This is a genomic window from Candidatus Saccharibacteria bacterium (genome assembly GCA_016700315.1).
Classification (GTDB): Bacteria; Patescibacteriota; Saccharimonadia; order Saccharimonadales; family SZUA-47.
Map to the genome: position 1 here is coordinate 279,800 of CP065013.1, position 26,274 is coordinate 306,073.

Annotated in this window: 29 protein-coding genes and 1 pseudogene; 3 read left to right on the forward strand and 27 right to left on the reverse strand. The window is 45.0% G+C overall.

The features are described 5' to 3' along the window. Positions 1-308: 308 nt before the first annotated feature. Positions 309-974 carry a SpoIIE family protein phosphatase gene (locus IPO96_01340; GenBank protein ID QQS65181.1) on the reverse strand — a complete coding sequence of 222 codons (666 nt, stop codon included), beginning with the start codon at positions 972-974 and terminating at the stop codon, positions 309-311. A 522-nt stretch (positions 975-1,496) separates the two neighbouring features. Here IPO96_01340 and IPO96_01345 point away from each other — a divergent pair. After that, positions 1,497-2,120: a hypothetical protein gene (locus IPO96_01345; GenBank protein QQS65182.1), complete on the forward strand. Its 624-nt coding sequence runs from the start codon at positions 1,497-1,499 to the stop codon at positions 2,118-2,120. 117 nt (positions 2,121-2,237) lie between these two features. On the opposite strand, the gene IPO96_01350 is transcribed toward IPO96_01345, so the two are convergent. From IPO96_01350 to IPO96_01365, 4 genes are all read right to left on the reverse strand, one after another. Beyond that, positions 2,238-2,864, reverse strand: coding sequence for a vitamin K epoxide reductase family protein (locus tag IPO96_01350; protein ID QQS65183.1), 627 nt, complete (start codon positions 2,862-2,864; stop codon positions 2,238-2,240). Positions 2,865-2,960: 96 nt separating this feature from the next. Beyond that, the gene (locus tag IPO96_01355) at positions 2,961-3,359 is read right to left on the reverse strand and encodes a type II toxin-antitoxin system VapC family toxin (protein ID QQS65184.1); all 399 of its coding nucleotides are present in this window, start codon (positions 3,357-3,359) and stop codon (positions 2,961-2,963) included. Continuing rightward, on the reverse strand, positions 3,356-3,607 hold the full coding sequence (locus tag IPO96_01360; protein QQS65185.1) for a hypothetical protein: 252 nt from the start codon (positions 3,605-3,607) through the stop codon (positions 3,356-3,358). Before IPO96_01360 ends, IPO96_01355 begins: the two co-directional genes overlap by 4 nt. Positions 3,608-3,850: 243 nt before the next feature. Beyond that, positions 3,851-5,680, reverse strand: coding sequence for a hypothetical protein (locus IPO96_01365; protein ID QQS65186.1), 1,830 nt, complete (start codon positions 5,678-5,680; stop codon positions 3,851-3,853). A 115-nt stretch (positions 5,681-5,795) separates the two neighbouring features. Here IPO96_01365 and ychF point away from each other — a divergent pair, with 115 nt between their 5' ends. Next, positions 5,796-6,887, forward strand: coding sequence for a redox-regulated ATPase YchF (gene ychF, locus IPO96_01370; protein ID QQS65187.1), 1,092 nt, complete (start codon positions 5,796-5,798; stop codon positions 6,885-6,887). A 155-nt stretch (positions 6,888-7,042) separates the two neighbouring features. On the opposite strand, the gene IPO96_01375 is transcribed toward ychF, so the two are convergent. The 21 genes and pseudogenes from IPO96_01375 to IPO96_01475 form a co-directional block, all read right to left on the reverse strand. Further along, positions 7,043-7,996, reverse strand: a complete 954-nt coding sequence (locus IPO96_01375) for a serine hydrolase (protein ID QQS65188.1) — start codon at positions 7,994-7,996, stop codon at positions 7,043-7,045. Positions 7,997-8,119: 123 nt separating this feature from the next. Continuing rightward, positions 8,120-8,893: a TlyA family RNA methyltransferase gene (locus IPO96_01380; GenBank protein ID QQS65189.1), complete on the reverse strand. Its 774-nt coding sequence runs from the start codon at positions 8,891-8,893 to the stop codon at positions 8,120-8,122. After that, positions 8,877-9,542, reverse strand: coding sequence for a hypothetical protein (locus IPO96_01385; GenBank protein ID QQS65190.1), 666 nt, complete (start codon positions 9,540-9,542; stop codon positions 8,877-8,879). The genes IPO96_01380 and IPO96_01385 overlap by 17 nt, the downstream gene beginning before the upstream one ends. A 77-nt stretch (positions 9,543-9,619) precedes the next feature. Beyond that, the gene (gene efp / locus IPO96_01390; protein ID QQS65191.1) at positions 9,620-10,183 is read right to left on the reverse strand and encodes an elongation factor P; all 564 of its coding nucleotides are present in this window, start codon (positions 10,181-10,183) and stop codon (positions 9,620-9,622) included. A gap of 12 nt (positions 10,184-10,195) precedes the next feature. Further along, positions 10,196-10,555, reverse strand: coding sequence for a hypothetical protein (locus IPO96_01395; protein ID QQS65192.1), 360 nt, complete (start codon positions 10,553-10,555; stop codon positions 10,196-10,198). A 13-nt stretch (positions 10,556-10,568) separates the two neighbouring features. Then, entirely contained in the window at positions 10,569-10,772 is a 204-nt protein-coding gene (rpsR, locus tag IPO96_01400; GenBank protein ID QQS65193.1) for a 30S ribosomal protein S18, read from the reverse strand. A gap of 46 nt (positions 10,773-10,818) precedes the next feature. Then, positions 10,819-11,192 (reverse strand): annotated as a pseudogene (locus tag IPO96_01405) (four helix bundle protein). A 42-nt stretch (positions 11,193-11,234) separates the two neighbouring features. After that, positions 11,235-11,711, reverse strand: coding sequence for a single-stranded DNA-binding protein (locus IPO96_01410; GenBank protein QQS65194.1), 477 nt, complete (start codon positions 11,709-11,711; stop codon positions 11,235-11,237). 117 nt (positions 11,712-11,828) lie between these two features. Then, entirely contained in the window at positions 11,829-12,146 is a 318-nt protein-coding gene (locus IPO96_01415) for a hypothetical protein (protein QQS65195.1), read from the reverse strand. Continuing rightward, a complete protein-coding gene (gene rpsF, locus IPO96_01420) occupies positions 12,146-12,529 on the reverse strand; it encodes a 30S ribosomal protein S6 (protein QQS65196.1) in 384 nt (127 codons plus the stop codon). Before rpsF ends, IPO96_01415 begins: the two co-directional genes overlap by 1 nt. Positions 12,530-12,763: 234 nt before the next feature. Then, positions 12,764-14,980 (reverse strand): DNA translocase FtsK 4TM domain-containing protein, encoded by a 2,217-nt coding sequence (locus IPO96_01425; GenBank protein ID QQS65197.1) that lies wholly within the window; start codon positions 14,978-14,980, stop codon positions 12,764-12,766. Between the two features lie 187 nt (positions 14,981-15,167). Beyond that, entirely contained in the window at positions 15,168-17,282 is a 2,115-nt protein-coding gene (locus IPO96_01430) for a ribonuclease J (protein ID QQS65198.1), read from the reverse strand. A 31-nt stretch (positions 17,283-17,313) separates the two neighbouring features. After that, on the reverse strand, positions 17,314-17,916 hold the full coding sequence (locus IPO96_01435; GenBank protein ID QQS65199.1) for a uracil-DNA glycosylase: 603 nt from the start codon (positions 17,914-17,916) through the stop codon (positions 17,314-17,316). A 6-nt stretch (positions 17,917-17,922) separates the two neighbouring features. After that, positions 17,923-18,099, reverse strand: a complete 177-nt coding sequence (locus IPO96_01440; GenBank protein QQS65200.1) for a hypothetical protein — start codon at positions 18,097-18,099, stop codon at positions 17,923-17,925. A gap of 19 nt (positions 18,100-18,118) precedes the next feature. After that, a complete protein-coding gene (locus IPO96_01445) occupies positions 18,119-18,307 on the reverse strand; it encodes a hypothetical protein (protein ID QQS65201.1) in 189 nt (62 codons plus the stop codon). A gap of 168 nt (positions 18,308-18,475) precedes the next feature. Beyond that, complete coding sequence (gene pnp / locus IPO96_01450) at positions 18,476-20,596, reverse strand: polyribonucleotide nucleotidyltransferase (protein QQS65202.1); 2,121 nt, start codon at positions 20,594-20,596, stop codon at positions 18,476-18,478. 156 nt (positions 20,597-20,752) lie between these two features. Further along, complete coding sequence (gene rpsO, locus IPO96_01455) at positions 20,753-21,019, reverse strand: 30S ribosomal protein S15 (GenBank protein ID QQS65203.1); 267 nt, start codon at positions 21,017-21,019, stop codon at positions 20,753-20,755. A 58-nt stretch (positions 21,020-21,077) separates the two neighbouring features. Next, complete coding sequence (locus IPO96_01460; protein ID QQS65204.1) at positions 21,078-21,287, reverse strand: hypothetical protein; 210 nt, start codon at positions 21,285-21,287, stop codon at positions 21,078-21,080. Positions 21,288-21,324: 37 nt separating this feature from the next. Next, positions 21,325-22,032, reverse strand: coding sequence for a tRNA pseudouridine(55) synthase TruB (gene truB / locus IPO96_01465; GenBank protein ID QQS65205.1), 708 nt, complete (start codon positions 22,030-22,032; stop codon positions 21,325-21,327). Then, positions 22,007-22,651, reverse strand: coding sequence for a hypothetical protein (locus tag IPO96_01470; protein QQS65206.1), 645 nt, complete (start codon positions 22,649-22,651; stop codon positions 22,007-22,009). Before IPO96_01470 ends, truB begins: the two co-directional genes overlap by 26 nt. Before the next feature lie 328 nt (positions 22,652-22,979). Further along, a complete protein-coding gene (locus tag IPO96_01475) occupies positions 22,980-24,746 on the reverse strand; it encodes a hypothetical protein (protein QQS65207.1) in 1,767 nt (588 codons plus the stop codon). A 151-nt stretch (positions 24,747-24,897) separates the two neighbouring features. Here IPO96_01475 and IPO96_01480 point away from each other — a divergent pair, with 151 nt between their 5' ends. Continuing rightward, entirely contained in the window at positions 24,898-25,281 is a 384-nt protein-coding gene (locus IPO96_01480) for a 30S ribosomal protein S20 (GenBank protein QQS65208.1), read from the forward strand. Between the two features lie 44 nt (positions 25,282-25,325). On the opposite strand, the gene holA is transcribed toward IPO96_01480, so the two are convergent. Next, positions 25,326-26,240 (reverse strand): DNA polymerase III subunit delta, encoded by a 915-nt coding sequence (gene holA / locus IPO96_01485; GenBank protein QQS65209.1) that lies wholly within the window; start codon positions 26,238-26,240, stop codon positions 25,326-25,328. Positions 26,241-26,274 lie beyond the last annotated feature (34 nt).

Sequence of the window (26,274 nt, forward strand, 5' to 3'; positions counted from 1 at the left end):
ACTGATTAAGGGATCTTTTCAAAGCTAGCATACTCGCATGCTAGCTCTTAGGTACCGATTTGTCAACAACCTGCACCCTTACGAGATCTTTCATAACCCAAGTAAAATAGTTTTTGTATAACCATATCGTATAACTAGCTATTGTGTAGAAGTTACATACTTTTATCAGTATTCGGCCCTACAAAGGCCAGAGAACATACAACGACAAACACAAGATTCGATAAGAGAGTAGACTCATTAAACGAATCAACAGGGAGAAGTCTGACAGCAAAGGTTTCTTGCTTCTACGAATTAGCCACAGTTATTTATTATCCCCCTACCTTAAAAACTATTAAACTTGCGTTATCTTCCGCACCATTATCGAAAACCAGCTGCATTAATTTTTTTACTATAACTTCAGGTTTTAGGCTACATAATTTAGCTATTTCATCTTTCGAAATTACTGGCGTTTCGTATTTACACTCAGTAACACCATCTGTCATAAGCAACAGTACGTCTCCACGCTCAAGTTTTATTTGATCAAATTTAGTTGCAGATAATACTGGCATACGCGCCCTAAGACCCAAAAATGAGAAAGCTCCGAGCCATGTCTTCTCTACTTGCTGTTCGTGAATTATATGCCCATTTCTAACTAAAAACGCTAAGCTGTCTCCGTATGAATGTAGAATTAGCCTATCCTGTTTTATTTCAGCTGCCACGTAACTGCTTTCAGATGTCCTATCTTTTTCTTCGTCCATTTCACAATGTCCAAACTTTTTATAAATCATTGATTGTATTTTTAATGCGAAAGATACGGCTTCTGCCCTATTACTAATAAGCTTGCGGGATGACGCCCACACCCGCATAACCAAGACTGCCGCTTCTTCGCCCCAATGGCTGTCAGCAACAACAAACTTAAGTGTAGAGCTACCAAACTTAGCAAACCCTATCCTATCTTCATTAACATCTTTTACCAGCCCTCTTGTTGTGGCCATACAAAAATTGTTAGCATAAAAAGTTTGTATTTTTTGCTTGTTATCCTTGACGGGCAAGACGACTTTCATTTTTTAGATCTCTGCCGTTTCAATGCTAAGGCCGATTGTTTGTAAGATATTAGAAAAATGGCAGGTTGAAGGCACTTTTCCAAATCAACCGTTGGATAAGGCGCAGGCCCATCTGAAGAAGGATTTGACTCTAATATGATTGTTTCCATTGTTTACTTTCCTCTAATTTTATTAAAAATCTCCCCTGAGGGAGACTTCCGTTTTTTATTCGTAATAATAATCTAGCGGGCGCCTCCTGAAAGCAAATATGCATAATAATATCCTTCTGAAGGGTTAAGAGTTCTTTTTACCATACCGATCGATTATAGTACCAACTTTAAATACCGTCAAACCACCCCTTCCCCCCGCCCTACCAAAAAACCTGACCTCACAAGCAATAGCGTCAACATAAAAACCACGACCAAAGGTTTTTATGTTGACTTATAGGGGTAAGACTACTAACATGCGGGTATTATGGGCAGCGGGAATGCGAGAAAGATTAAGCCGAGCAGGCTCAGACCAAGGAGCCCTAGCAAGGAGCTTACTTCTAAAATAATTGAGTCCGTCTTGAGAGCTAGCGTTTTAGCTGGTTTTACCGCTTCTGCACTACTGATACCAAACTCTCCTATCGCCCTAGAGAAACCAGTTAAATTCTTCCTAGATAAATTGGATCAGAAAGAAAAAGAGCGCCAAATCCGCCGCGTAATTACTGAGATGAAACGGCAAAAAATCGTCAAAGGAAGCTACGAACATGGTCTTGAGATAACCAATAAAGGACGCGAGCGACTAGCAAAACTAGATTACGACAAACTCGAGATATCTGAACCACCTTCTTGGGATAAAAAATGGCGCATAGTACTCTTCGACATTCCTTTTAACAAAGATGAGAAACGTAGAGATTTGTCAGAGAAACTAAAACTAACTGGGTTTCAGTTACTCCAGCTTAGCGTATGGGTGCATCCGTACCCCTGCCGCGATGAACTAAACAAAATATGTGAGCACTTAGGTGTTGCTAAGTATGTTACCCTCATAGAAACTGCCCACATTGACCACGAAGAATTACTAAAAAAGCGCTTCAAAAATCTCAAATTACAGTAGTGTGTCAACATAAAAACCTTTGGTCGTGGTTTTTATGTCGTACATTAGCTGTGTGAGCTAGAAGTACCCAATGGTTCTAGGGATGCTGCTTACGAAATTTATAACTTTGAAGATAGCCTACAAAAGTGTCGACCAGTAGTACCAGAACTTGTACAGAATTAGCCATATTACAGCTGCGTAGGTTACGAAAAGTACCAGTGCATGTTCTCGCCTAACCCAAGCGGCAGCTCGGGCCAAGCTACCTTTTACGGCTATATGCCCTTCGCTAATGTTATACAGCGTCGTGTAAAAAAACAGCGGGATCATTACCGCCCAGGTTGTCATACACCATGGGCACAAAGCGCCAATCACAAAAATACTGTGGTACATCAGGTTGAGAACAAAGACAAGCCCGGCCAGCACGCCGAACTGTAGCGCTACCCAAAACCATCGCTGTTTCGGTCGCCCAGTTAGAAGCATCATCACCCCGATGGCTATGAGTCCTGCAAAGGCTGGGATGCCAAAAACTGGATTTGGAATACCAAAAACATGCGAGCTAGAAGACTTCATGACCGAACCGCAAGAAATAATCGGGTTAAGATCACACCCCAGCTGAGCGGTCGGGTTTTTAAGTAGATGCACCTCCTCAACCATCAGAACTACCGCTGCCAGCAGTGCAACCGCACTAAAAACAATCAGCAAGTAAGGATAAATGCGCTTTAGATCCCAAGCGCTACGGTTCAAAAACTCATTGATCCTTTTCATCGCCTCATTATACCTCACACTTGATACAAACTCTTTATTCGCAGGTGCTGTGACAGCTAAGCCATACAAAAAAGCGCGCAACGTTAAATTCGCAAATTAGATTTTAGCAACAGGTAGTTCGGGCACTCTGCCAAAATCTGAATCTAGAGAAAGCAATAAACAATCGTACTCGAGTGTCAGAGCCGCGATCCACATATCGTTGGTATTGATTGGTGTGCCCTGCTGCTTAAGTTTTTTGAATATAGCGGCGAAGAGTTTGGTGGTTTTGTCACTGATCGTAACTGTATTAACATTCGGCATGTCTAGAAACTTCTGGAGGAGTGCTTCGTTTTCTTTCGGCCTGTTTCCAAGTGCGAAGCCAGCTCTTAGCTCGCCAACGACAACAAGCGGCACTAAAACTTGCGAATCTGGCCGAAAATATTCACGCAAGCGGCCATCGCCTCTGTTGAATGCCGAATAAGCACTAGTATCAATCAGCAGTTTCACTTTGCTCACTGCCATAACTTTTTATCTATTTTAGACAAATCAGCAATCGCTTCGTCAAATGACCCATCAAGTGTGTTAGCTCCAAAAAGCCAATCGAACCCAGTCTCAGCTTGAATCTGCGTAGTTCCGAAAGTTTGCATAGTTAACAAATCTACTACTGTCTGGTTAAAAGATTTTCCAGTTCTTTGAGAGCGCTTTTTTATAACCATGTCAACCGCTGGTGGTATATTCCTTATAGTGTATTGAATTTTACTCATGTATACATTGTATGCAGTATATACACTTACGTCAATCCGCTGGATCAATACTGATGACTTACACGGCTCTTGATACTTTATCCCTGATACTTGATACTAGTTATTATGAGTTTACAGATTGGGACAGATACTGCGCAGCCCAATTACCTTTTGTGCTAAGACTAACTATGCTACCGACGGATAGAGGTGATCGTAGCTATTCCAACGAACGTACTGTTAAGACAAATGAAGAGTTACAGACCTCTAGCTCTTAGGCTTACTGCGTAAAGCTTTCGTGATAGTACCGAAATTCTTTGCTAGGTCGTAATCACTCCGCCCAGCAACTATTGCCTCATAAATAGCGTCATCACCAGCAAGCTTTTTAAGCCTGTTATTGAGCTGTCTCATAATTGTTTTAGGATCTTTGTCATGTACACCATTCTGACTTGCGAAGTGACTAAGCTCTTGAGCGTCAGCAGGACGCTCTGACGGGTTAAAGAGCGGTAGTGTTTCTGGACGTACTTCACGCTGTCGTGCACGAAATGCACCACTTTGCTCGGAGAGCTCTATGACTCGTTGCTCACCAACTGCGTCTAGCGCTAAAATCTGTAGTTCGTAATCACTAAAAATTAGATTTTCGGCACTTCTCCAGCCAGGTATAGGTACTGTCCTTTTACCGTCGTAGTCAGCAATTATTACCTTAACACGATCTTGCTCAAAACCACCGCTTGCTTTGTCTAAAGCAAAAAGTGTAGCTACTTCTACAGGATCCAGCTTTCCTCTCAGTTGATAAGCGATACTTAGAATATCCTCTGGCAAATGATAATCTTCAGGCATTTCTGGCAATTGTGCGGCTGCCTTGAGATATTCAGTTGTAGCGTTTTCACGGACACCTTCACGCCCAGACTTACTGAGCCGGGGATTTACAGAGGTACTTCTGATTAACCTTTGAACGTAGTCGGTCAGTCCAACAAATGCTTTTGTCTTTACCCTACTCGTTTCGAACAATTGCATAAGCTGTCCGACAGCTCGGACTTCTGTTCGGTCTAAATGTTCAATTGCTGAACCTGCGTCCTCACCTAGTGCCCACGTTGCATCAATAATGGTAGACACTGACGATCCATCTTTGTCTACAGTTACAAATGTATTCCAAGCGTGTCCACTTCCTTCACCGGTGCTCGTACTAAAACCGTCTGCTCGTGAGTCAGCATAACCCGCACCGTCTTTACCTCCGCCGTAAACAGCATAAGTATTATTTAGCATACTTAGTTCGGTTTGTGTTGCCTTGAGAGCTTCAAATACAGCCTTTACGTTTGAGGCTACGTTTCTGCAAACGCCGTTACCCTTCCAATTAGGGTCTTTCCTGCTAGCTATGCCTTCTCTTAGTAACTCAGAAGTGGTTGACTGGTCAGCTCTTGATAAATCTTTTAAGCCAATGTCCTCGTAGGTGTACCGTGAGACACTTTGAACAAACGCAGCACTAAGCTTTACCGCTTGTTCGGGAGTCAAGTGACTTAATGAACGAATCTTTAGACTCTCTACTAACTGTTGACCGCTTTTGTCGTTTTGGAGGTAGTGAGCAAGGACAGTACGCAACTCCGTTTGCCAGCCTTCTTCCTCTACTGTATTGCGATAGGTGTGGTCGCCATTGCCACAGTCAGTTAGTGACGCTTCCAAGTAATCAGGCACAGGGTACGTTTCGCGGCTTGGTGCTACTTTAGGATTGTAGTGCTCAAGGGTCGTAAAACTAGCAAATGCTGTGTCTGTCATCTCAATGTGAGCTAAAGAACGTGTATGAACCGTCTCCAATGTACGCATTCGTTCCAGGCTATCGTGCAACGCTAACTCAACGTCCTTACCAGCACCTACTACTTCTTTTTTTGTTCTACCTTCCTGTGAACCTGAGCCAATAATAATTCTGTGCTCACCCTCAGGGGTCCTGCCTATGAACTGTTCATCAGCGCGATAAAAATGCCCTGCCGATACTACAACACCTGATAAACCAACACGTCCAATAGCAGGTATGGCACCACTTTGTTCGGTTGGTAATTGATCTGGGCTTATTAGAGGCTTTTGTTCTAGTACTGCGGTCATAGTTTTTATTTTTGCTTTACTCTCTGTTATCTTATCAAATAACTTGACAAATGTCAATATGCTTATGTATTAAACATACTTGATACTTTATCCCTCATACTTGATACTAGTTATTATGAGTTTATCGATTGGGATTGTTGGGCTGCCGAATGTCGGCAAGAGCACTCTTTTTAATGCGCTGACAGATGCGAATGCGCTGGCGGCTAATTACCCTTTTGCCACGATTGAACCAAACACCGGCATTGTACCGGTACCAGACGAGCGCCTAGGCAAGCTGGCCGATATGTACAAAAGTAAGAAAATTGTGCCCGCCACAGTAACTTTTGTAGATATTGCGGGGCTAGTTGAAGGTGCAAGTAAAGGCGAAGGCCTGGGCAATCAGTTCTTGAGTCATATACGTGCTTGTGATGCAATCCTACAGGTTGTGAGAGCCTTTGAAAGTGGCGATGTAATCAGAAGCGATAGTTCACGAGACCCAGAACACGACATAGATGTAGTCGCTACTGAGTTAGTGCTAGCTGACCTGCAAACAGTCGAAAAACGCCTGCCCCGTATTCAAAAAGAGGCCAAAGCCAATCTAAAATTAAAACCCATGCTAGATTACATAGAGACGGTACACGGAATACTTGACTCAGGCAAGCCTCTTTTTTCAGAGTCAGGAGTCATGAGCCATGAGCTAAGAGGTTGGCTCCAAAAAGAACTGCAGCTTATGACTTTAAAGCCGATTCTGTATCTATTTAACATCGATGACGACGCACTAAGTAGCAACGAGCTGAAAACTAAGCTTCGTAACATCGTCACACCCGCCCCCGCTCTTTTTGTTAGCGCCAAGCTAGAAGATGAGCTGCGTGGACTAGATGATATCGACAGGGCTGAAATGCTGGCAAGCTACGGCGCTAGTGAGTCTGGGCTCAACCAAGTTATCCACTCGGCCTATGACCTACTGGGGCTGCAAAGCTACTTAACCGCTGGCGAGCAAGAAGTCCGCGCCTGGACCATAAAAAAGGGTTGGACGGCACCACAAGCAGCCGGCGTAATACATGGCGACTTCGAAAGAGGCTTCATAGCTGCACAAATCGTAGACTATAACGACCTAGTTGCGGCCGGCAGCGAGCAAGCAGCCAAGTCGGCTGGCAAGGTTCGCACCGAAGGCAAAACCTACCAGATGCGTGAGGGCGATGTGGTAGAGTTCAGGTTCAACGTCTAGCCTAAGAAGTGTAAGCTTTGGCATCAACTTTCGCCACATACAACTAAAGTGGTGAGCTTTAAATAAACACCTGTTTGTGTAATTGGTACTTTAGTTACATAACAGGGTCTGACCCTGACATCTGTTATTTTTTGTTATATGGATTATTTAAGAGTTTAGAGGTTGGCTTTGATTATTTTAGCTAGGTCGCCAATTTTGTATAGACTGCTACCTTCGCTAAAAATCGCTACTGACAATTGAGTGCCGTCGGATAAAGTGATGATAGCAACATCGTTATTTGCTGAGCCCAAAAACCCGACTTTATCGGCAACTTCTGCGCCAGCAAAGCCGCGTGGTATTCCCTGCCTATAGACCTGAGACTTCATATAGCCGATCAACTTTTGTCGGCTAGCTGCCGACAATCGCTCTTCAAAAGAAATTGCATTCAGCAACTTCACCGAATCTTTGGCTGTAAACATAAGACCATTTAGTTCAGTATTTTTTAAGCCCAGATCTCTAAAAAGTTTATTGAGTGGATTGTAGCCATACTTACGCGCTATGGCCTGACCACAATCGTTATCTGAGTTTATAATCATCAGCTTTATACACGTTCCAATACTCTTTCCTGGCAGTGCTTCAGTTTCGGCTTTCCACTTACCGCTATCAATCATTAAAAACGCAGCGTAGGCAGCGTAGAGTTTATAGACACTTGCGCCAAAAAACTGCTTGTCACCAGATATATCTACCAACGTTTCTTGGTTTTCCTGATTTTGTACAACTACACTAAAACTACCGGGCTGTTGGCTTATCCACGCCCGAACAGCGTCTTCTAGCTTGTTGCCGGACTTCACAAAAACAATTGGCTTTATCTCTTTCAAATCTAATTTCTCATTATCGGACCTGTTACTCTCTGCCTCTGCATAGGCTAGCGGCTGAACGCTGTTAGAGGCGCTTACAAACAAACTAGCAGCGATACTATTGACCATAGTTCCAACAATAATAAGTACACTCAATACTCGAACAAATTGAAACAAACCACGCTTACGCTTGCCCACTCTTCGAGGTTGATCGTAAATATAACTCTGCCCGGCCAACTTTCGCAGGCCCGACGTAAACGGAATAACGCTCATTTTAAAGTTTTTGTCTCTTTTTTAACCAAAAAACCCTAACGAACCAAGTAAGAATTTTTTAGCTTTTGTTTAATAATTTTTGTTCTTTATTGAACTGAGCATAGTTTAGCTCAAGTCCTTCTATTAACGCAAGCTTTTTAGCATATAAAATCGCTCGACGTTTCCTTTGCTACCGGCAAGTCCAGAATCAGCTTTGTCAACTATTTTGAACAAATTTTGTACCCAGCTTTCGAAGTCGTGAATAATTTCGCGACGAACTTTGCTATTTTTGATTACACCCCTGTTAATTTGCTCCTTGCCTGCTTCAAACTGAGGCTTGAGCATAGCTATGATTAATGTTTTGTTATTAACGAATAAAGAGATGTGAGGTAGTATTTTTCGCATCGAAATAAAGCTCACGTCAATCACTACTATGTCTGGTACTTCGGAGAGTACTACTCTTCGTTCCTCGTTCTTCGTTCCTCGTTCTATTTGGCTACTTTGTAGCCAAATCTCACGAATATCAGTCTTTTCGTGCAGTTCAATTTTGGGATTTCCTAACAGTGTTGGGTGAAGTTGATCCGTGCCAACATCAACTGCAACAACTTTACTAGCACCATTTTGCAGTGCAAAATCCGTGAAGCCTCCCGTGCTACTGCCCACGTCCAAAACGACTTTATTTGTAAAATCTAGCCCTAGCTCTCTCGCTACAGAAGCCAGCTTCTCGCCTGCTCGTGATACGTACTTTCCTGCTGTAGCTGAAACTACAATTTTGTCACTAGCTGAAACCTCGAAAGCCGGTTTTGTAATAACATTACCGTTAACTCGCACCGTGCCGCGCTTAATCAAATCCTCGGCCCTAGACCGCGACTGAGTCTTGCCTGACAAAAATAAAACTTGATCAAGCCGCCGCTTCATTTCCCAACCGTATACCAGCGAACATTATTCGTTCTGCTGGAAGTGTAATTATTTCACCAAATGCCATACCCTGATAGTACAAATCGACCACGCTTAGCATTCCTAGTATCGGCCCTAGAGGCAGTTCTTGCTTTTTGTCGCTTACCTCAAACCACTCCTCGAACTTTGGACCAGTGCCCGGTTTATCATCACCATTGTTAGATTGCTCATCAATTAGTAACTTGTCTAGTAATGAATTGCGGAAACTTTGTGTGAAGTTTGCCGCAATACCAAAGGCATCAAAAACCCTTTCACCATCTAGTATTGACGCAGCCAACGTAGCACCCAGGTAAGAAATTCCTTCACTGGCCGCATATTCGAGCAGACTGTCTACTTGGTGCGTTTCAAAACGTACACAATGCAAGAGTTCGTGAAAGGCATACTGCACACTATCTATTATTTCCAAATCACTACGAGCAATTTTCCTGCGAGCTATCCTATCTGCTGGATAGTTAAGATCAAATTTTGTTTGATCGTATGATTCCCCGGAAGTAGGCCATGTCCGACTGCACTGATAAATCGCAGCCCGCTTTGAGGTTCGTGGTTCAACCCCAAGATCTCCAGTTATGTCCTCTGTCAAACCTAAAACCGTCTTAATGATGGGTTGCATATATTTTCTATGCGACCTTAACCATGTACCACCCCACACAAATTCAATCCCGTTGTAGGGTTTCATAATTTACCTTTCTACTTCTTTCGTTCGCGGTAGGAACCGTCTTCTGTGCTGACACTTATCGTGTCGCCCACTTTGATAAAAGCTGGCACACGAGTTTCAACACCGGTTTCTAGTGTTGCTGGCTTAGTGAGTGCGCTGCTTGTGTCACCACGTACGACATCTTCGGTATAAGTTACTTTTAGCCAGACATTTTTGGCAAGCTCGATGCTGACGGCATTGCCGTCGAGCAGCATCACCTTTACATTGTCGCCTTCTTTTAGGTAGCCGACTTGATCCTCAACGGATTCTTTGGACAGTTCAAACTGTTCGTAAGTTTCGCCGTCCATAAAATACCATTTAGCGCCGTCGTTATAAAGATACTGAACATTTTTGTACGCTAGATCTGCTCTGTCTAGTTGTTCGTTGCCTTTAAAAGTTTTTTCTAACACACGACCGTCCAGAAGACTTTTGATGCGCACATTAACAATGGAACCACCGCGTCCCATGACTTTTTGTGAGTAGTCTAGTACTTGTTGCGGCACGCCTTCGTACATGAAGATAGTACCTTTTTTTAGTTCTGTAATTGATAATGCCATTTTAAATCCTTTTTAGTTGTAATCTGGGTCACTTGCTTTATGTAAAAGCTCAGCTACTTCGTGGGTTGCTTGGCTTAGATATTGATAACTTGCGTCTTTCATAATTCCTGCTTGATGCAAAACAAGCAAGTTTTCAGTAATCTCGCCCATCTCACGTTCCGCGCCCTTAAAAGCCAAAACTTGATCTGTTGCGTTGAAGGCCCCACCACTCTCATAAATGAGCTGGCGTATGTTCCCCAGATGATTATGCAAAGCAAAAATCACATGATCTGGGAACATGGTGTTTTTCAGGCCTTCAACATTCAGCTCTTGAAAGCCACCAACTTGCGAAAGCAGCCGGTCAATCGCCGCTTTTAGGTTATCAATATCCATAGCTACTATTTAACTAGTTTGCCGAAACAAATGGCAGTAGTGCCAAATGTCGTGCACGCTTAACAGCTGCGCTCAAATGACGCTGCTGACTTTCGGTCAAGCCTGTCTTTTTACGAGTTTCAATAGCACCGTATTGATTAACATAGCGCTGCAATGTTTTAAAATCTTTGTAATCAAAAAATGCTACGTCTGTTCTGTGTTTAAAAATTTTCGCCACTGTAAAAATCCTCCTGATTTTTAGATTAATGTTTGATGATTAACGATTAAAGAATCTTTTCACCGTTAACCTTTATGAGTTTTATTAAAGCCGCTTTTAGTTCTTCTACTTTTGATATTAACTCTGCTTCCAAAACGCTAGAAAGGTAGTTTGTTTTTTTGATATTCCTATCTGAGCTTCTAGTTCAAATAATGAGCCGAGTGCATGTCGATAAAACTGCTCTTTCTCTCTGGCACTTCTTCTGCCAAAGCCTTCTGCGATATTAGATGGCAAAGATACAGCAGCTCGTCTCATTTGCGAAATCAAGCCAAAAACTTCTTCTTTAGGAAAAGCCGAAGTAACTTGGTAGACACTCAGACAAATAGACTCCGAAATCTGCCAAACCCTTAAGTCTTTAAAGGACTTTATCGTCGTACTCATTCTTCGTAAATCCTTAATCGTTAATCTTTAATCAACTAAGGCCTAGAAAGGTATATCATCGAGATTGATTGGCTCGTCGTCTACATCTTCGATCTCGGCTTCTTTTTTCTTGGATGGTTTACCGCTAGGGGCGTCTGAACTTGCAGAGCTACTGCTTGAGCCATGATCGTTGCTACCGCTACTACCTTGTCCACCGCCAAGGAATGTTACATCTTGTGCCACAACCTCGACTTTACTGCGCTTTTGACCATCTTGCTCCCAAGAACGGCTTTGCAGCCGGCCGTTTACGAGTGCTGGCCTGCCCTTTGTCAGGTATTGAGCCACACGCTCCCCGAGTGGACCCCAAGCTACGATATCGATGAAATCTGTAGCTTCCTGCCACTCGCCGTTGCTACTTTTGTAACTGCGGTTCAAAGCTAGGCTAAAGCTACAAACGCTTTGACCGCTAGGCGTGCTCCTAAGCTCTGGATCACGCGTTAAGTTGCCCATGAGAATGACTTGGTTGAATGACCTTGCCATAAAAACCTCCTTGCAGGAACTAAGTCCTAGTTATTTATTGTATTTTCAATGTACTCTCTTGCAAGCCATCCGTGCAAGTGTTATTTTTACTACCCTTAGAAAGAGCAACTTTCTGAACTAGCTGTTGCGTACTGACACTATCTTCTCTGCCTTGGCATCAAACTTCCATTCAGCACATGTACCTTTACCTATTCTACGGCCACAAATAAGGACTGCGCCAAAAAAAATTCTCTGTTCGCCTATGGATTCGTATATTAAACCCCTTACTTCGGGAGTAATGCCGCCGATGCGTATTGCCTCAAGTTCATCTGCAATAGAAACCTCAGCAGCAGCTTCAAGCAGTTTACCTGCAGCTGCTTTGTAGACGTCGTCGCTCCACCCTTCATCCCTGCCGTTTCTGGTGCATCTAGGGCATACTTCAGGTAGACAGTTCATTACTCTTCGTCCTTGTCGTCTTCTTCGTCGTCAGCCGAGGTGCGCTTGGCAGCTTTTTCGGCTTTTTCGGCTTTCAAAGCTTCTGCTTTTGCAATCGCCTTTAGGTCAGGCTTGGTCAAAAGAAATCTTATAACTTCTTCTGTAATGTTAAGCTGATCGTTAATAGCCTTTACGCCTTCTGCCGGAAGCTCTAGCGTGTAGAACACGTAGACGGCATGGTTAACGCCTTTGATAGTGTAAGCCATCTTACGCTTACCCCAGTTATCGGTAGCCTTGATTTCACCCTTAACACTTTTGACTAGTTTCTCGATTTTGCCGGTAGCTTTGTCGAGATCTGCCTCAAGATCAGGGTGAATTAACACCGCTAATTCGTATTGTGACATTCGTCACTCCTTTCTTCTGCGAAGAAACGAGTTAGTAGTTAGTAGTTGGTAGTTGGTAGTTAGTAGCCTCATGAGCTACCATCTACCATCTACCTTCTACCTTCTACCGACCTGTAACTTCTTTCGGTTTCTAGGTTAGGCGCACCAGAGGCCCCAACCAAGAAGTTAATTAATATTAAATATAGTATAAAGTATTATGAATAAAGTATCAAGTGCTAAGTGCTAACAAATGCGTTAGATTTCGCGTTCAAAGTCAGTTAGCGGCTCATCTTCAGGTGAAACCACGGCAGACTCATCGCCGTCAGTAGTTGCCCCGCCAAAAACATCATCGAGCGAGCTAACCAACACTTCGCGCGGCTTACTGCCATCGGCATGGCCAACAATGCCAGCTTCTTCCATCTCATCGATTAGCCTCGAGGCACGACCATAGCCTATACGCAGTCTACGCTGTAGGAGTGAGGTTGATGCCTTACGATTTTCTATGACTACTCGCACGGCATCGCGGAACATATCATCATCACTATCACTGTTGCCACCGCCGGCTGGCTCAGGAACTATGCCGCCTTTACCATTAAGAACAACTGGCATACTCACCACTTCGTCATCATACTGAGGTGGTCGCTGCATACGCAGAAAATCTGTCACTTTGTTGATTTCATCACCCATGATCAAAGCACCCTGAACGCGGATTGGTTTGGGCATGTCAGCTGTTACATAAAGCATATCACCAGTACCCAAAAGTTTTTCAGCCCCAACTTGGTCGAGTATTATTCTACTTTCAACCTGCCCGGCAACTGTAAAGGCAATGCGAGCCGGTACGTTAGCTTTAATTAGTCCAGTTATAACATCTACACGCGGACTCTGTGTTGCCAAAACTAAGTGAATACCAGCAGCGCGTGCTTTTTGGGCAATTCGGACAATTAAAGCCTCAACTTCACGGCCAGCAAGCATCATGAGATCAGCCATTTCGTCTACAACGATCACGATGTAAGGCATACCAGCTTCGGCCTGCCTATCATTGTACTCAGCAATTGAGCGCGCGCCGTGCTCTTTAAACTGACGAAGACGCCTCTCCATCTCCGCAACTGCCCACTTGAGAGCGCTAATACACTTCTCGGGCTCAGTAATTACAGGTGTTAAAAGGTGTGGAATGTCGTTATAGGATGTTAGCTCAACCTGTTTTGGATCGACCAGAATAAGTTTGAGATCAGACGGAGAATTACGATACAGCAAACTAACCAGAAGAGTATTAATCATGACCGACTTACCAGAACCAGTCTGACCAGCTATCAAAAGATGAGGCATGCGATCGAGAGAACCAACAATAGGTACCCCTGCAATATCCTTGCCAACCGCTAAACCGAGCGGCTGTTGGTTACTTTTCCAAGCGTCGCTATCGATTACGCCAGCCAGACGAACTGTCGCTGGTTTGACGTTTGGCACTTCTATGCCAACAGCTCGCTTGCCAGGAATAGGTGCTTCCATACGAATGCTGCGTGCCGCCAAATCAAGAGCTAGGTTATCATCAAGCGCAGTAATCTTTGACAGCTTAATACCTTGAGGTGGTTTGAGCGTAAACTGTGTTACACGTGGACCAACATTCACTTCCTCCATTTCTACATCAATACTAAAGTTACTAAGTGTGCTCTTGATAATTTCGGCGTTAGTCTCATAGTCACCAGCGTCGGCCTTGTCCTGCTTTTGATTAAGTAGATTCAAGCTTGGGAATTGCCAGTTTGGATCGCTTTTCTCTGTTAGAGCTTCGTGGTCTTCTTGCGGGGTTAGTGCAGCAGCGGCATTCTTGACCGGATTTTTTGAAACTGAATTTCGCTCAGCTTGGCTATGATGCTCTACAGGCACACCTTCGTTTAATTTGAAGTGAGGCTCGCGTGTTTTTAGCTCATCTAAATCTGTGTCACCTTCTTGACGACGTAGGCTAAGTAATTTATCGAACAATCCACGGACCGAAACATCAAAAGTCCAACAAAATGCTAGAAACGTTAGGACAAAAAACACAATGCTCGTAGGTACCTTGTCTAAGAGTGCCAATAGTGCGTTGCCTATAGTTCTACCGACAGCCCCGCCGTAGCCACCCGCCCAAGGCAGTTCAGACGAGTCACGGGTAGCAAACCCTGTGTGCAACCATGCGCTGGCAACGATTACAAAACTTGCCATGCTAGCAATGTTTCTGAAAGGTACAACTTTTTCTTCATGTTTGAACTTGTGCACCGCCCAGTAAAAACACGCTAAGGGAGCAAAGTAGCCCGCTAGGCCAAAAGCATCGTAAACCCAACCAAAAAGTTTAACCGGCAATGACCCGCCAGTACCAAAGCCTCCTAGTAGCAGAAGGAGCCCCAAAACTACCAAAAAAACGCCGCGCATAACACGCCAAAACATACTTGGCTCTTTTGGAGCTTGTTTCTTGCTTGTTCGTTTTTTTCTTTTTGCCATAGTACTTCACTTACGCTTCAGAGGACAACTACGTTTTCCTCTGGTCGCTCCGGGCAAAAAGCGTCGTTTTTGCTCGGGCTACTCTTTTCCTTTTTTAATACTGTTACAGTATACCGCTTATCTTAAATTTCAGATATACCGAATGTTGTAATAATAACAAAATTCTTATGCTTTGTCAACTGATTGATCAGTCTACTCGGGCGTCTTGGCCTAGCAGGCTGGCCCGCATTTTGGCGAAGCGCTCCTGCTGTTCGGCGGCAATTTGTTCAGGCGTTTTTGGTTCCGGCTTTGACTCGCCTACCGCATTTTCTGCTACTAGTTGCCCTGCACCGACCGTGCCATTTGCGTTCTTGACGCTACTGTTGCCAACCACGTTGACTACCGGTATGACGATCGGGCTGCGCTGAGTCTGCTCGTACAGAAAATGTGTAACGTAATCCTTGAGCTCGGCTTTGAAACGATCTAGATCAACTCTCTTGTAGCGCTGCTGAACCGCCCGGCGAAGTTCTATTCTAAACAAATTCATCAACTCTTCCTGGCCGCGCATGTAGATGAAGCCGCGGCTAATAATATCTGGGCTAGTAAGCAGCTGCCCCGTTTTCTTATCAATTGTTAAGATGACCGCTACAAGTCCTTCCTCGCTCAATACTAGGCGATCTTTGACCACCACACTGTTTACGATTGCACCTGTTTGATCAACCAAAACTGTACCAACTGGCACTTCTCCGATTACCTCCATCTTGTCTCCGTTGATTGCTACAACTTGACCATTTTCGGCATTGAGACAGTTGCTTCTCGGTACACCTAGCTCGACTGCAAGATCAATATGGCTTTTCTTGCTGCGGATTGAACCGTAGATTGGCAAGAAAAACTTAGGACGAAGCATCTGGATCATCTCGGCGTACTCGTCTCGACTTGCATGACCCGAAACATGTAGCGGTCCAACCTTATCTAACTCATGAGTCATGTGCTGAAAAACGTGAACACCCATACGCACCATGTTGTCGACCATACCGCCGATAAGTGCGTCGTTTCCGGTCTCTGGGATTGGCGTACTTGAAAGCACAACCGTGTCTTGCTCTTTAAGCTTAATATGCTTGTGAGCGCCGCTAGCCATACGCTGCAGCGCCGAATTTGGTTCGCCTTGACTACCCGTACAAACCACTACTACTTCGTGATCTTTCATGGTTGGGACGGCACTGATCGGCACGATTGTGCCTTTCTGAATCCTGACAAAACCGTGACGAATCGCCATTTCAAGTGTGCTAATTAGACTGCGACCATCAAGTGCGATCTTTTTGTTGTGGTGAATCGCAGCGTTGATGATCATTTGAATACGGTTGATATTGGTAGAAAACATCGACATGAAACAGCGTCCTGGCGCATTCTCCATAATGTCGATGAAGCTCTGCTCGATTGTCGATTCGCTAGGGGTGCGGCCCAATCGCTCAGTTGTTGTACTCTCGCTCATAAGTAGCAGTACACCTTCGCGGCCAAGCTCGGTTAGCCTTTCCATGTCAGAGCGTTCGTGATCGAGCGGATTTGGGTCAAAACGGAAGTCGCCGGTGTTTATCACACGTCCAACCGGAGTATCTAGCACTACTACAGTACTGCCTGGAATAGAGTGAGTGATACGCACTAACTCGACAAAAAAGACTCCAACTTTTAGTTTTTCGTGGGTGTTCTCGTTCATGGGTACTACTTCGAGCTTGAAGCCTTCTGGCATAGGCAGGCCAAAGTTCTCGAAAATTTCCTGCACGCGCCCACAAGTAAATCGGCTACCATAAACTGGCGCTGGATACTTAGGAATGATGTGCGGCAAAGCCCCAATGTGATCAAGGTGCCCGTGAGTTATAACGTAGCCTTTTATCTTGTGCTTGATAGTATCTAGATAGCTTGTATCGCAGATGCCATAGTTGATACCAGGCAGGTCAACCCCAAGGTCGTTACCCGCGTCAATGATAACCGCATCGTTTTGGTACTCAACAAGCATCATGTTTTTGGAGCCACCACCGTCCATACCACCCAAGCCGATTACCTTCAGTCTAGGACTGTCATCTATGAAATTTGCTCGGCGTGGCTGGTTGCCATTTTGGGCCGGTGTGTCGTACAACTTTGCGATTCGGTCAGCATCTTCGTGAGCACGTTTTTGGGCTCTGATAGCTTCGCCGCGGCTTGCCGCACGAGCCTGAGGCGTCGTCCGAGGTCTAGCCTTAGCAGGCGCGTTCTGCCCCTGTTTTGGTGCTGAGTTTCTCGGGCGATTACCGCCACCAGAACGGTTTTGTTTAAAATTGTTATTCATTTTTCTTTTCCCTTTCTATTTATTAGAGAAATTATTTAGTTTCATTGTTATTAATTTGCTTCAGAAGACTTGGAATTACTGCAAAATCTTCTAAAAGCGTAGCCCTCAAGCCGCCGTTATATAGTGCTGCGGCTGGGTGGTACAAAGGCAAAATAACTAATTTTGACTCTGTATGCTCCAGCATAACCTTTATTCTTTTAGCTTGCCCGTGTTCTCGGCTGATAAACAGATCTGGCAGGAAGGCTAAGCCACTGTGTCGGCCTAACGTAACTATGATTTTAGGCTTGATGATAGCAATTTGCTTTTTCAGGTAAGGCAAAAAAGCTAGTTTTTCTTCTGGGAGTGGGTCTCGATTGTTCGGCGGACGATACTTCACAATGTTGGTAATGTAGATGTCTCGCCTTTTCAGCCCGATACTGCTTAACATCTCATCTAGAAACTTGCCCGCTGCTCCGACAAATGGCAAGCCTTTAATATCTTCGTTTTTACCCGGGGCTTCGCCGACAAACAGCAACTCTGCCTCTGGGTTGCCATCACCAAAAACTAGCTGAGTCGCCTGTTCAGCTAGCTCTGGCGTCGGATTGTCAGCCAGTATCTTGGCCTGCAGAGCGTCTAATTGTTCCTGGTTACTCATCACTTCTTAAATTCTCCATTTTGCAGATAACATAAGAGTGAGCTGATCTGCTACTGACTTGGGGATGCCTGCCTGCTCTCTAAGCTGTCTAATCACTCTAACAGCAAACTCAAGCATTCGCCTTTCAAGCAACTGATGCCTAGTCTGTTCTCTGTCATCTGCTAAATCTCTGTTTTCTGTCATCTGTTTTCTGTTAAATTGCTTACTTTCTACTGACCAAACTGTAAAGATTTTTTAGCGTAAGGTATGCGAACAAAAAGAACGGTACGTACCAGATTAGGCCGCGGTCAATCGCGATGCTGGCGAACAAGTAGGTTAGTGCAGCATAGACCAAAACCCTAACTAGTGTTTTCTTGGTATTAGCCTGATTAACTACTTCTACTTTTGCCATCTGTACGCCCCTTCTATACTCTATAAAATTACTTTTCTACAGCTTTCATTGACAATTTGCTGCGGCCTTTGTCGCCTTCGGCTTTTGAGGACAACCTACGGTTTTCCTCAACGCGCAGTGCAAAAAAATGTGATTTTTTGCTCTGGCTACTCTTTCCCCTTAAATACATTACTTCTCTACAGCTTTCATTGACAATTTGCTTCGGCCTTTGTCGTCGATACCGACTAGTTTAACATCTACAATGTCGCCAACTTTGACAACATCGCTCGGTTTCTCGACACGCTCGTTTTTCATCTCGCTGACATGTACTAAACCCTCTTGACCCTTCATAAATTCTACGAATGCGCCGAAATCTAAGACGCTAACAACACGCGCTCCACGGTAAACTTTGCCAACTTCTGGCTCGGCTGTAAGGCTTTTGATCCACTCAAGCGCTTTTTCGATCGCCTCAGTATTAACTGCAGCGACTGTAATCAAACCAGTGTCTTTGATGTCGATCTCAGCGCCTGTTTCTTTGGTGATTGCGTTGATTGTTTCACCACCCTTACCAATAACAGCACCGATTTTCTCTGGGTTGATCATAATTTTCTCAATCCTTGGAGCGTGTGGGCTTAGACTAGCCCGAGGTCTGCCTAGGGTGCTTAACATGTGCCGTAAAATCTCAGCACGGCCTTCCTTGCCCTGCTCTAAAGCTTTTCGCAGAACCTCAACAGGCAAGCCGTGAACTTTCATATCCATCTGCAGAGCTGTGATACCCTTGTTGGTGCCTGCCGTTTTGAAGTCCATGTCACCTGCGAAATCTTCAGCGTCAGCAATATCACTCATGACGTAGGCATTGTCGCCGTCCATCATCAGCCCCATCGCAATACCAGACACTGGAGCTTTGAGGGGCACACCTGCATCCATAAGCGCCAGACAGCTGGAACAAGTCGCAGCCATGCTGGTACTACCGTTTTGGCTCATAATTTCTGTAACCGATCGAATAGCGTACGGAAAGTCTTCTTCGCCTGGTAGAACTGCAGTTAAGGCTCTTTCAGCGAGGTAGCCATGACCAATTTCACGACGTCCCGGACTACCAAGTCGGCGGACTTCGCCAACAGTGTATCCTGGAGCGTTATAGTGGTGCATATAACGGCGTTCACCGTCACTTACTTCCATTGTGTCGACGATTTGGGCGTAGCTAAGCGGTGCGAGCGTTACGATGTTCATACCTTGAGTCACGCCTCGAGTAAACAAGCTCGAACCGTGCGCTCTTGGCAAGATACCAACTTCGCTCGACAGCTGCCTAATCTCAGTTAGCTTACGGCCGTCAGGGCGAGTTTGGCTTTTTACAATACCATCACGTACGTCTTTGTGAAGCGCCATAGTAAAGGCTTCATCGTATTCATCCCGCAGATCAGCGTAGTTCTCGCCGACTTTTTCAGCCATTTGCCCGTGAAAATCCCAGCGAAGCTCGTTGATCATTTCGTTGCGTTCAGGGTAAGGACGGTGGAGTTTTTCGCCCAGCTTTCCTTCTACCCATGCATCAACTGCGCCCTGGATCTCGTCATTTGGCTTGACTAGCTCGTACTCCAGCGGCTCTACACCAACTTTGGCGACTAGTTCTTTTTGAATCTTAAAGGCTGGAGCCATTTCGTTTAGAGCCCACTGCATGGCCTCTAAGACTTTTTCTTCGCTGACTTCATTAGCGCCCGCTTCTACCATCATAATGCCGCCTTCGCGGGCCGCAACTACTAGATCCAGCTCGCTAGCTTTCATCTCTGCATAGCTCATAAATGCCTTGAACTGGCCACTGTCATCTAGGCCGACTCGAAGTCCGGCAACTGGGCCGTCGAACGGTGCACCTGTGAGCATAAATGCTGTACTCATGGCGATCATTGCCACCATGTCTGGCCTAAAGCTTGGGTCGCTGCTCAAAACACTAGCGACACCTTGTACTTCTTGTCGGTAGCCCTTGGGCCAAAGAGGTCGGATTGGTCGATCAATCAGCCGTCCGATCAAAATCGCCTCTTCACTTGGGCGACCTTCGCGCTTAATAAAGCGACTACCGCTGATTTTGCCTGTAGCGTAAAATTTTTCTTCGTAGTCGATGCTTAGCGGGAAATAGTCCATGCCGCTGATAGGTCGATTGCCAACCATGGCGGTCCCTAGCACAACCGTGTCGCCGTAGCTTACGAGAACACTTGAGGTACTCCTAAAACCAACGCGGTTGATTTCTAACTTTAGCTCTCGGCCGCAAAGCTCGGTGCTAACACTTATTATTTCTTTACCCTGGGGATTTATTGTCATTTTTTCCTTTTCCTTTTCGAAGTTTGGGCGCAAAGTTCAGCTATACGACGAAATGCTATGAGCCGTATATCTATTTCTTTGCAACCAAAATTCTGATGGTTAGTTTATGCATTCCATTGTCCGCTTTATTTATTAGCGAACTAGCAAAGCACAAATTTAGCGGCGTAGGCCGAGCTTCTTAATAAGGCTTAGGTATTTTGCACTGTCACGATCAGCAATGTATTTGAGCAGTTTTTTGCGCTGTCCAACCATTTGGAGTAGACCGCGTCGGGCTGCAAAATCTTTTTTGTTGATCTTCATGTGGTCAGTCAGTTCGTTGATACGAGCTGTCAGCAAACCAACTTGAGTAGAAGCCGAACCAGTATCAGTTTTGCTCACGCCCAAATCAGCCACAATTGCCTGTTTTTTCTCTAGAGTCATCATATATTAGTTACTACTGTAGCACATCTGTTAGTCAGATGCAACTTTGAATCTAGCTTTTCTAGTCAATGAGAGCCCTGGTCGCCATACCACCAACGACTAAAACACTACGCCCTTCACCCAGTTTTCGCAAACCATTATCACCAGTTAAAGCCAACATGTCTTTATCAACTACGCCATTCCAGCCAGTTATGGGTTGGCCTAGCTCGTCTGCTGTAGGCTCTTTAAGTTCCGACAACTCACCATAAAAACTACCTTCAATTTCCGTCATTTCTGCTCCTTATTTCGAATCAATACTACAACAGCGCCTAGATATCTTCAATAGTTTTAGCATCTTTTACTTCATAGCCTCCGATTTTCGTACGTCGAAGCTCAAGACAGTAAGCACCCGTACCAAGTTCTTTGCCAATATCTTCCGCAAGGGTACGAATGTATGTGCCGCTGGAGACATGGGCACGTACTTTTATTTCTGGCCAGACGTACTCAAGCAGCTCCAGGCTATAAATCGTTACTTGGCGTGGTTTCAGTTCGACTTTTTTGCCCGCCCTAGCAAGCTCATAAGCCTTTTTGCCGTTAACCTTGATAGCCGAATACTGCGGCGGCACCTGCGTGATCTCACCAACAAACTTAGCTAGCGCCTTTTGTACCTCTTCAGTAGATGGTAGATGGTAGTTAGTAGTTGGAGTGGCTTCTCTTCGTTCATCGTTCAGCATCCCTCGTTCTGTGATTTCCCCTTCCGGATCACCGGTCGTCGAGACAGCCCCAAGTCGAAAAGTCGCCTCATAGACCTTATCTTGCTTCATAAACTCGTCCTGACGCTTCGTGGCACTGCCAATCAGGATTATCAGCAGCCCCGTAGCAAAAGGATCGAGCGTGCCACTGTGGCCTACTTTTAGTTTCTGTTTACCGTTTACTGAGGACTGAGGACTATTTTTTCGTAAATCAGAGCGGATTTTGGCCACCACATCAAAACTAGTCCACCCCGATGGTTTATCTATCAGAATTACTTGATCCATCCAAAAACTCCTGCTGAATCAATTCCCCAATTTCCGTACGGTATTCGCCTAAGGCATTACGACACACTAAAGTTGCCATGGTTGATATATCTTCAACGCAAAATTCAGCAACTCTGCTACTTTCGATACTACGAGTGTCTGTAACACCGGCCAGTACAAAACTGACTCTAAAGAGATTACGTCTAGTGTAAACGCCCGTACCCCCTACCTCACTGACTACGCCAGGTTGGTTGGGTACGGGTGGCAGTAGCGCTTCTAGGCCTTCGTTGACTATGTCAAAAGTCGGAAAAGCTTCGCCTTTTACGACTCTTGATCGCCAGCTGTAATGTCGGCTACCTTTCGAAGCTTGCTCGCCTTTTTCAGCGATAATCTCCGAGCCGCTATTAATAATTATCTCTTTGACTTTATCATCAGTAACCCCAGCCCGTCTTAAATAGCCAGCTATGCAAGCAATTAGGGTCGTATCGCTACCGTAAGACATGTTGAATAGTTTTAATCTAGGATCATCATGCTCAGGCCTCTGTTTTATATCGCCGCTCCAAGCGGCGATAAGGATGTCACCGTGACCAAAATACCCATATTCAATATTTCTATCAACTCCAAAATTTGTAGGGGGCAACTGCCTCCTTAACCTCTCATACATATTACCCGTATTCTGACAAATACTTTAGCCGCAATCAACCATAAAGTATTGCAAAACTAAAAAGCGTCGCAAATCAAAGCCACTTCAATGGCGCAACTAAAGTTCTCTGCAGCCACGGATTCCTAAACTCAAGCCCAAAATCCACTCCCCTAAGCCAGATAATCCAGCAAATATTCCACAAAAATTCACACAATACAGCCCTCAAATCAACAGATACAAAATTCAAAATTCACATTTCCCTCCCCTGTATAAGGACGGACCTTATACAGAGGAGCGGGGAGCGATTTGGTTGGTTTCAGTGGTACTATTTCGCTTCGGCCTGGCCGCTTGGGTCAAAGAACTGGGGCGTCATCACTATTGGCGGCGGAACTTCTGGAGGTGAGTTTGGATCTTTTACCTCTGGTTTTGGTGCTTCAGGCTGTGCTGCTTCTGCACCAGAATTTAGGTTTTCCAACGCAGGTATTGCGTTAAGCGCTTCGATTGGCTTCATCGTTGGCTCGGCTAGTGCTTTTGCGGTTTCGGCTTCTTGCTTGATAGTAGCTCGAGCAGCCTCCTGGTCAACTTTCGGCGCGGTCATAGCGTGAGCACTGCCAATTAACTTCTCAATGTCGGCCAAGGTATCGCTAGAATTAGGTTGCGCTTTAACTGGAGCAGGAACAGATACAGAAGGTGCTACAGCTTCAGCCTGCGAAGGTGCGGGTGGAATAGCCACTTCTTCTACTACTGTTGGCTGGGCTGCAGGCTCACTCGGCAAACTTTCTGGTTGCATAATTGGCTCAACCGGTTCCGGCAGCTGTGTCTCTCCGACCCCTTCTCCATCTTCAGCTAGAGGCCGCAGGGTTTTACCGCGCGTCATAATTGGTCCTGGCTTAGGCGGTAAATTAAAGCTCATTGCATCAGTTGACGGTTCGTTCACAACTCGCTCTGGCTCTGTGTTAGCTGTAAGTTGGCCTGTATTTTTAGGTTGCTGTTCAATTCTCTCTCGAGTAACTTGTTCATTGGTTGGCTGCTCTGCCTCCTGAACCTCACCTGCCACTTGTGTTTCTTCGATCACGACTGGTTCTTGAGCCTCCACAACTGGCTCGTCCTCTGCAACAGGTAACTCTTGTTCGTAAACTTCTTGCTTTTCTACTGGCACATCAAAGGCTGGTTCGCTACTGTTTACTTCTTCATTGAACTCTGAAGATTTATCATGAGCAATAGACATGCTGCCATCGTCGTTTACTACTATATCGTCTTGCTCGCCGATTTCCTCTGCTGGCTCCGTCCCGTTAAAATCTGCTTCGGGCAGCACCGCTTCTTCAAATTGAGCAGCTGGTGGTTCTGGTTTTTCCAGCTCATCAGCCACCAGCTGTTGATTAGCTCCTGCCGCCATGAGCTGGGCGGCCAACTGCATAACTCTCGGACTAGTGTTTTGATTTCGGAAGCGGTCTGTTTGTGCCACCAAGCCCGTCAAAAGCGAAGTTGCAATCTGATCGTCAAGACCGTCTGGATCAAGCTGAGCACAGATACGTGCTGCCATTTCTGAGAGTCCAGACGCACGATCATCATGCAAGTTGATAGAACCGATATCCGTTGCCACATCACCAACCGACACACCTATCACTGTTGCATCGTGTAATATTCGGCCGTGAGCCAGTATAGCTTCATCAAGATCTTCTCTCGTCATGACACCAAGAGCCACAACAGCCTCCACGTTGAAATCGCCCTGACTAAAATCAAAATCATTGGCTGCGAGACTAGTTCGGTAAGGCGTTATGAATATCTTAACGACATCTCCTTCTACCTTGTAACGGAGTTTGTCAGCCTTGGCCTTATCAAGTGAAATAATAAAATCACGAAGTGAATCTGTATTGCCTTCTATGGTCTCTTCAGGATTCAAGAAATCAAGTACTGGTGGGATTTGACCGCTAAAGACCGCTGCTCCATGCTTATTAAGCTTATTAATAAACAGGGTCATACCAATACAGGCCGCTAATTGGTCTAACGACGGGTTCCGGCTAACCGTAATCATAATAGTATTTGCCTGTTTAAGGCGTTCAACTATCTGTTGGAGTACTTGTGGATCCATTTTATTTGTTTTTTATTTTTTGCTGATACAAGCTCACAATACCATATGAAAATGCTTATGACAATATAATAGTATTGGATCGATTGTTGTATTTTTGTATGTTCAGTTATAATGTATTTAAGAAAGCGAAAAATTAAAGGAGAAACAGTAAATGCCAATTATCAAATCAGCCAAGAAGCGCGTCAAAGTTGCCCGTAAAGCTACTGTCAGAAACGCTAAAACCAAGAAAAGCGTACGAGGTGCACTAAAGGCTTTTGCCAGCGCAGTGTCTGGCAAAAAAGCCGTTTCATCTAGCCGCAGCAAGGCCCAAAGTGCCATCGACAAGGCAGTCAAAAAAGGTGTAATGAGCAAAAAGCGTGCAGCACGTAAAAAAAGCCAGCTGAGCAAATCCGCCAAAGCTAGCGGTGCCAAAGTTGAGAAGCGCTCTGCCCCAAAGAAAACTCAGCTCAAAAAAGCTAGCGTCAAGAAAGCCGCTCCAAAGAAATCTACAGCCAAAAAACCAGCTGCCAAAAAAGTTTCTGCAAAGAAAAAATAGTTTCTAGCAGAATAAATAAAAAGCCGCTCAAACATGGGCAGCTTTTAGAAGCCAACGATTAGGGTTCTTAGTGCCTCATCAATGTCATAACTAGATGTTTTAGCGCGGTATTCAATATCTACAAGATCGGCAGCAACCGCTTTTATATCTTTAAGTGTCATGTTTCTACTCAAACTTAGTGCCTTCTCAGCTGAATAAGGGCTTAGTCGGGCTTTGCGCGCCAGATTACTTGCCGAACTTTCGCCGCTAGTTTTGGCAAGAGCAATTTGATGAAGTTGCCAGCCTATCATACTCAAAATCGCAAAAGGTTCAACCTTTTGCGCACGCTGCTGCTCATAAAGCTCCAGGGCCTTCTTGTGCTGGCCCGAAAAAGCCGCACTCAAAAGATCAAAAATGCTGCTCTCAGGCGTTGGGTCAGTCAAAAGATGAATTGACTCCCGGTTAATATCAGTCGAATAAGTCGCCAGCTTGTCTATCTCTTGCGCTAGCAAGCTCTGATCACCACCAACCCTTTCAATCAAATATTGCGCATCGGCAGGACTCAGGCTGGCTTTGCGCTCACGGGCTTCTTCTACACACCAGCTCGCTATGTTGGCACTTTGTGCGGCCCCATGCTCGCGGAACTCAGGCCGTTTTTTCAAAGTCTTATAGTAAACCGAACGTTTGTCCAACTTACCTTCGACCAGCAAAAGGTCATTACCACCTTCTGCAGCATGTAGAACCTGCTCAACGTTATCTGCTATTTCTTTGTTTTCGCTTCCGCGGCGCAATACTACTAGTTTCTTGCTAGCCAAAAACGGCAAGCTATTGAGAGCTCCTATCACATCATTGACAGTGGTATCTTCCCCCTCGAAACGTTCTAGTGAAAGGTCACCAAACTTTTCCAAAAACCTAGCACAAACCTTGTCGGCCGCTTGTTTGATTGCCCAACCATTCTCCCCGCAAAGTATAGTAACCATACATATAGGTTATAGCTAAAACGCAGCACATAAA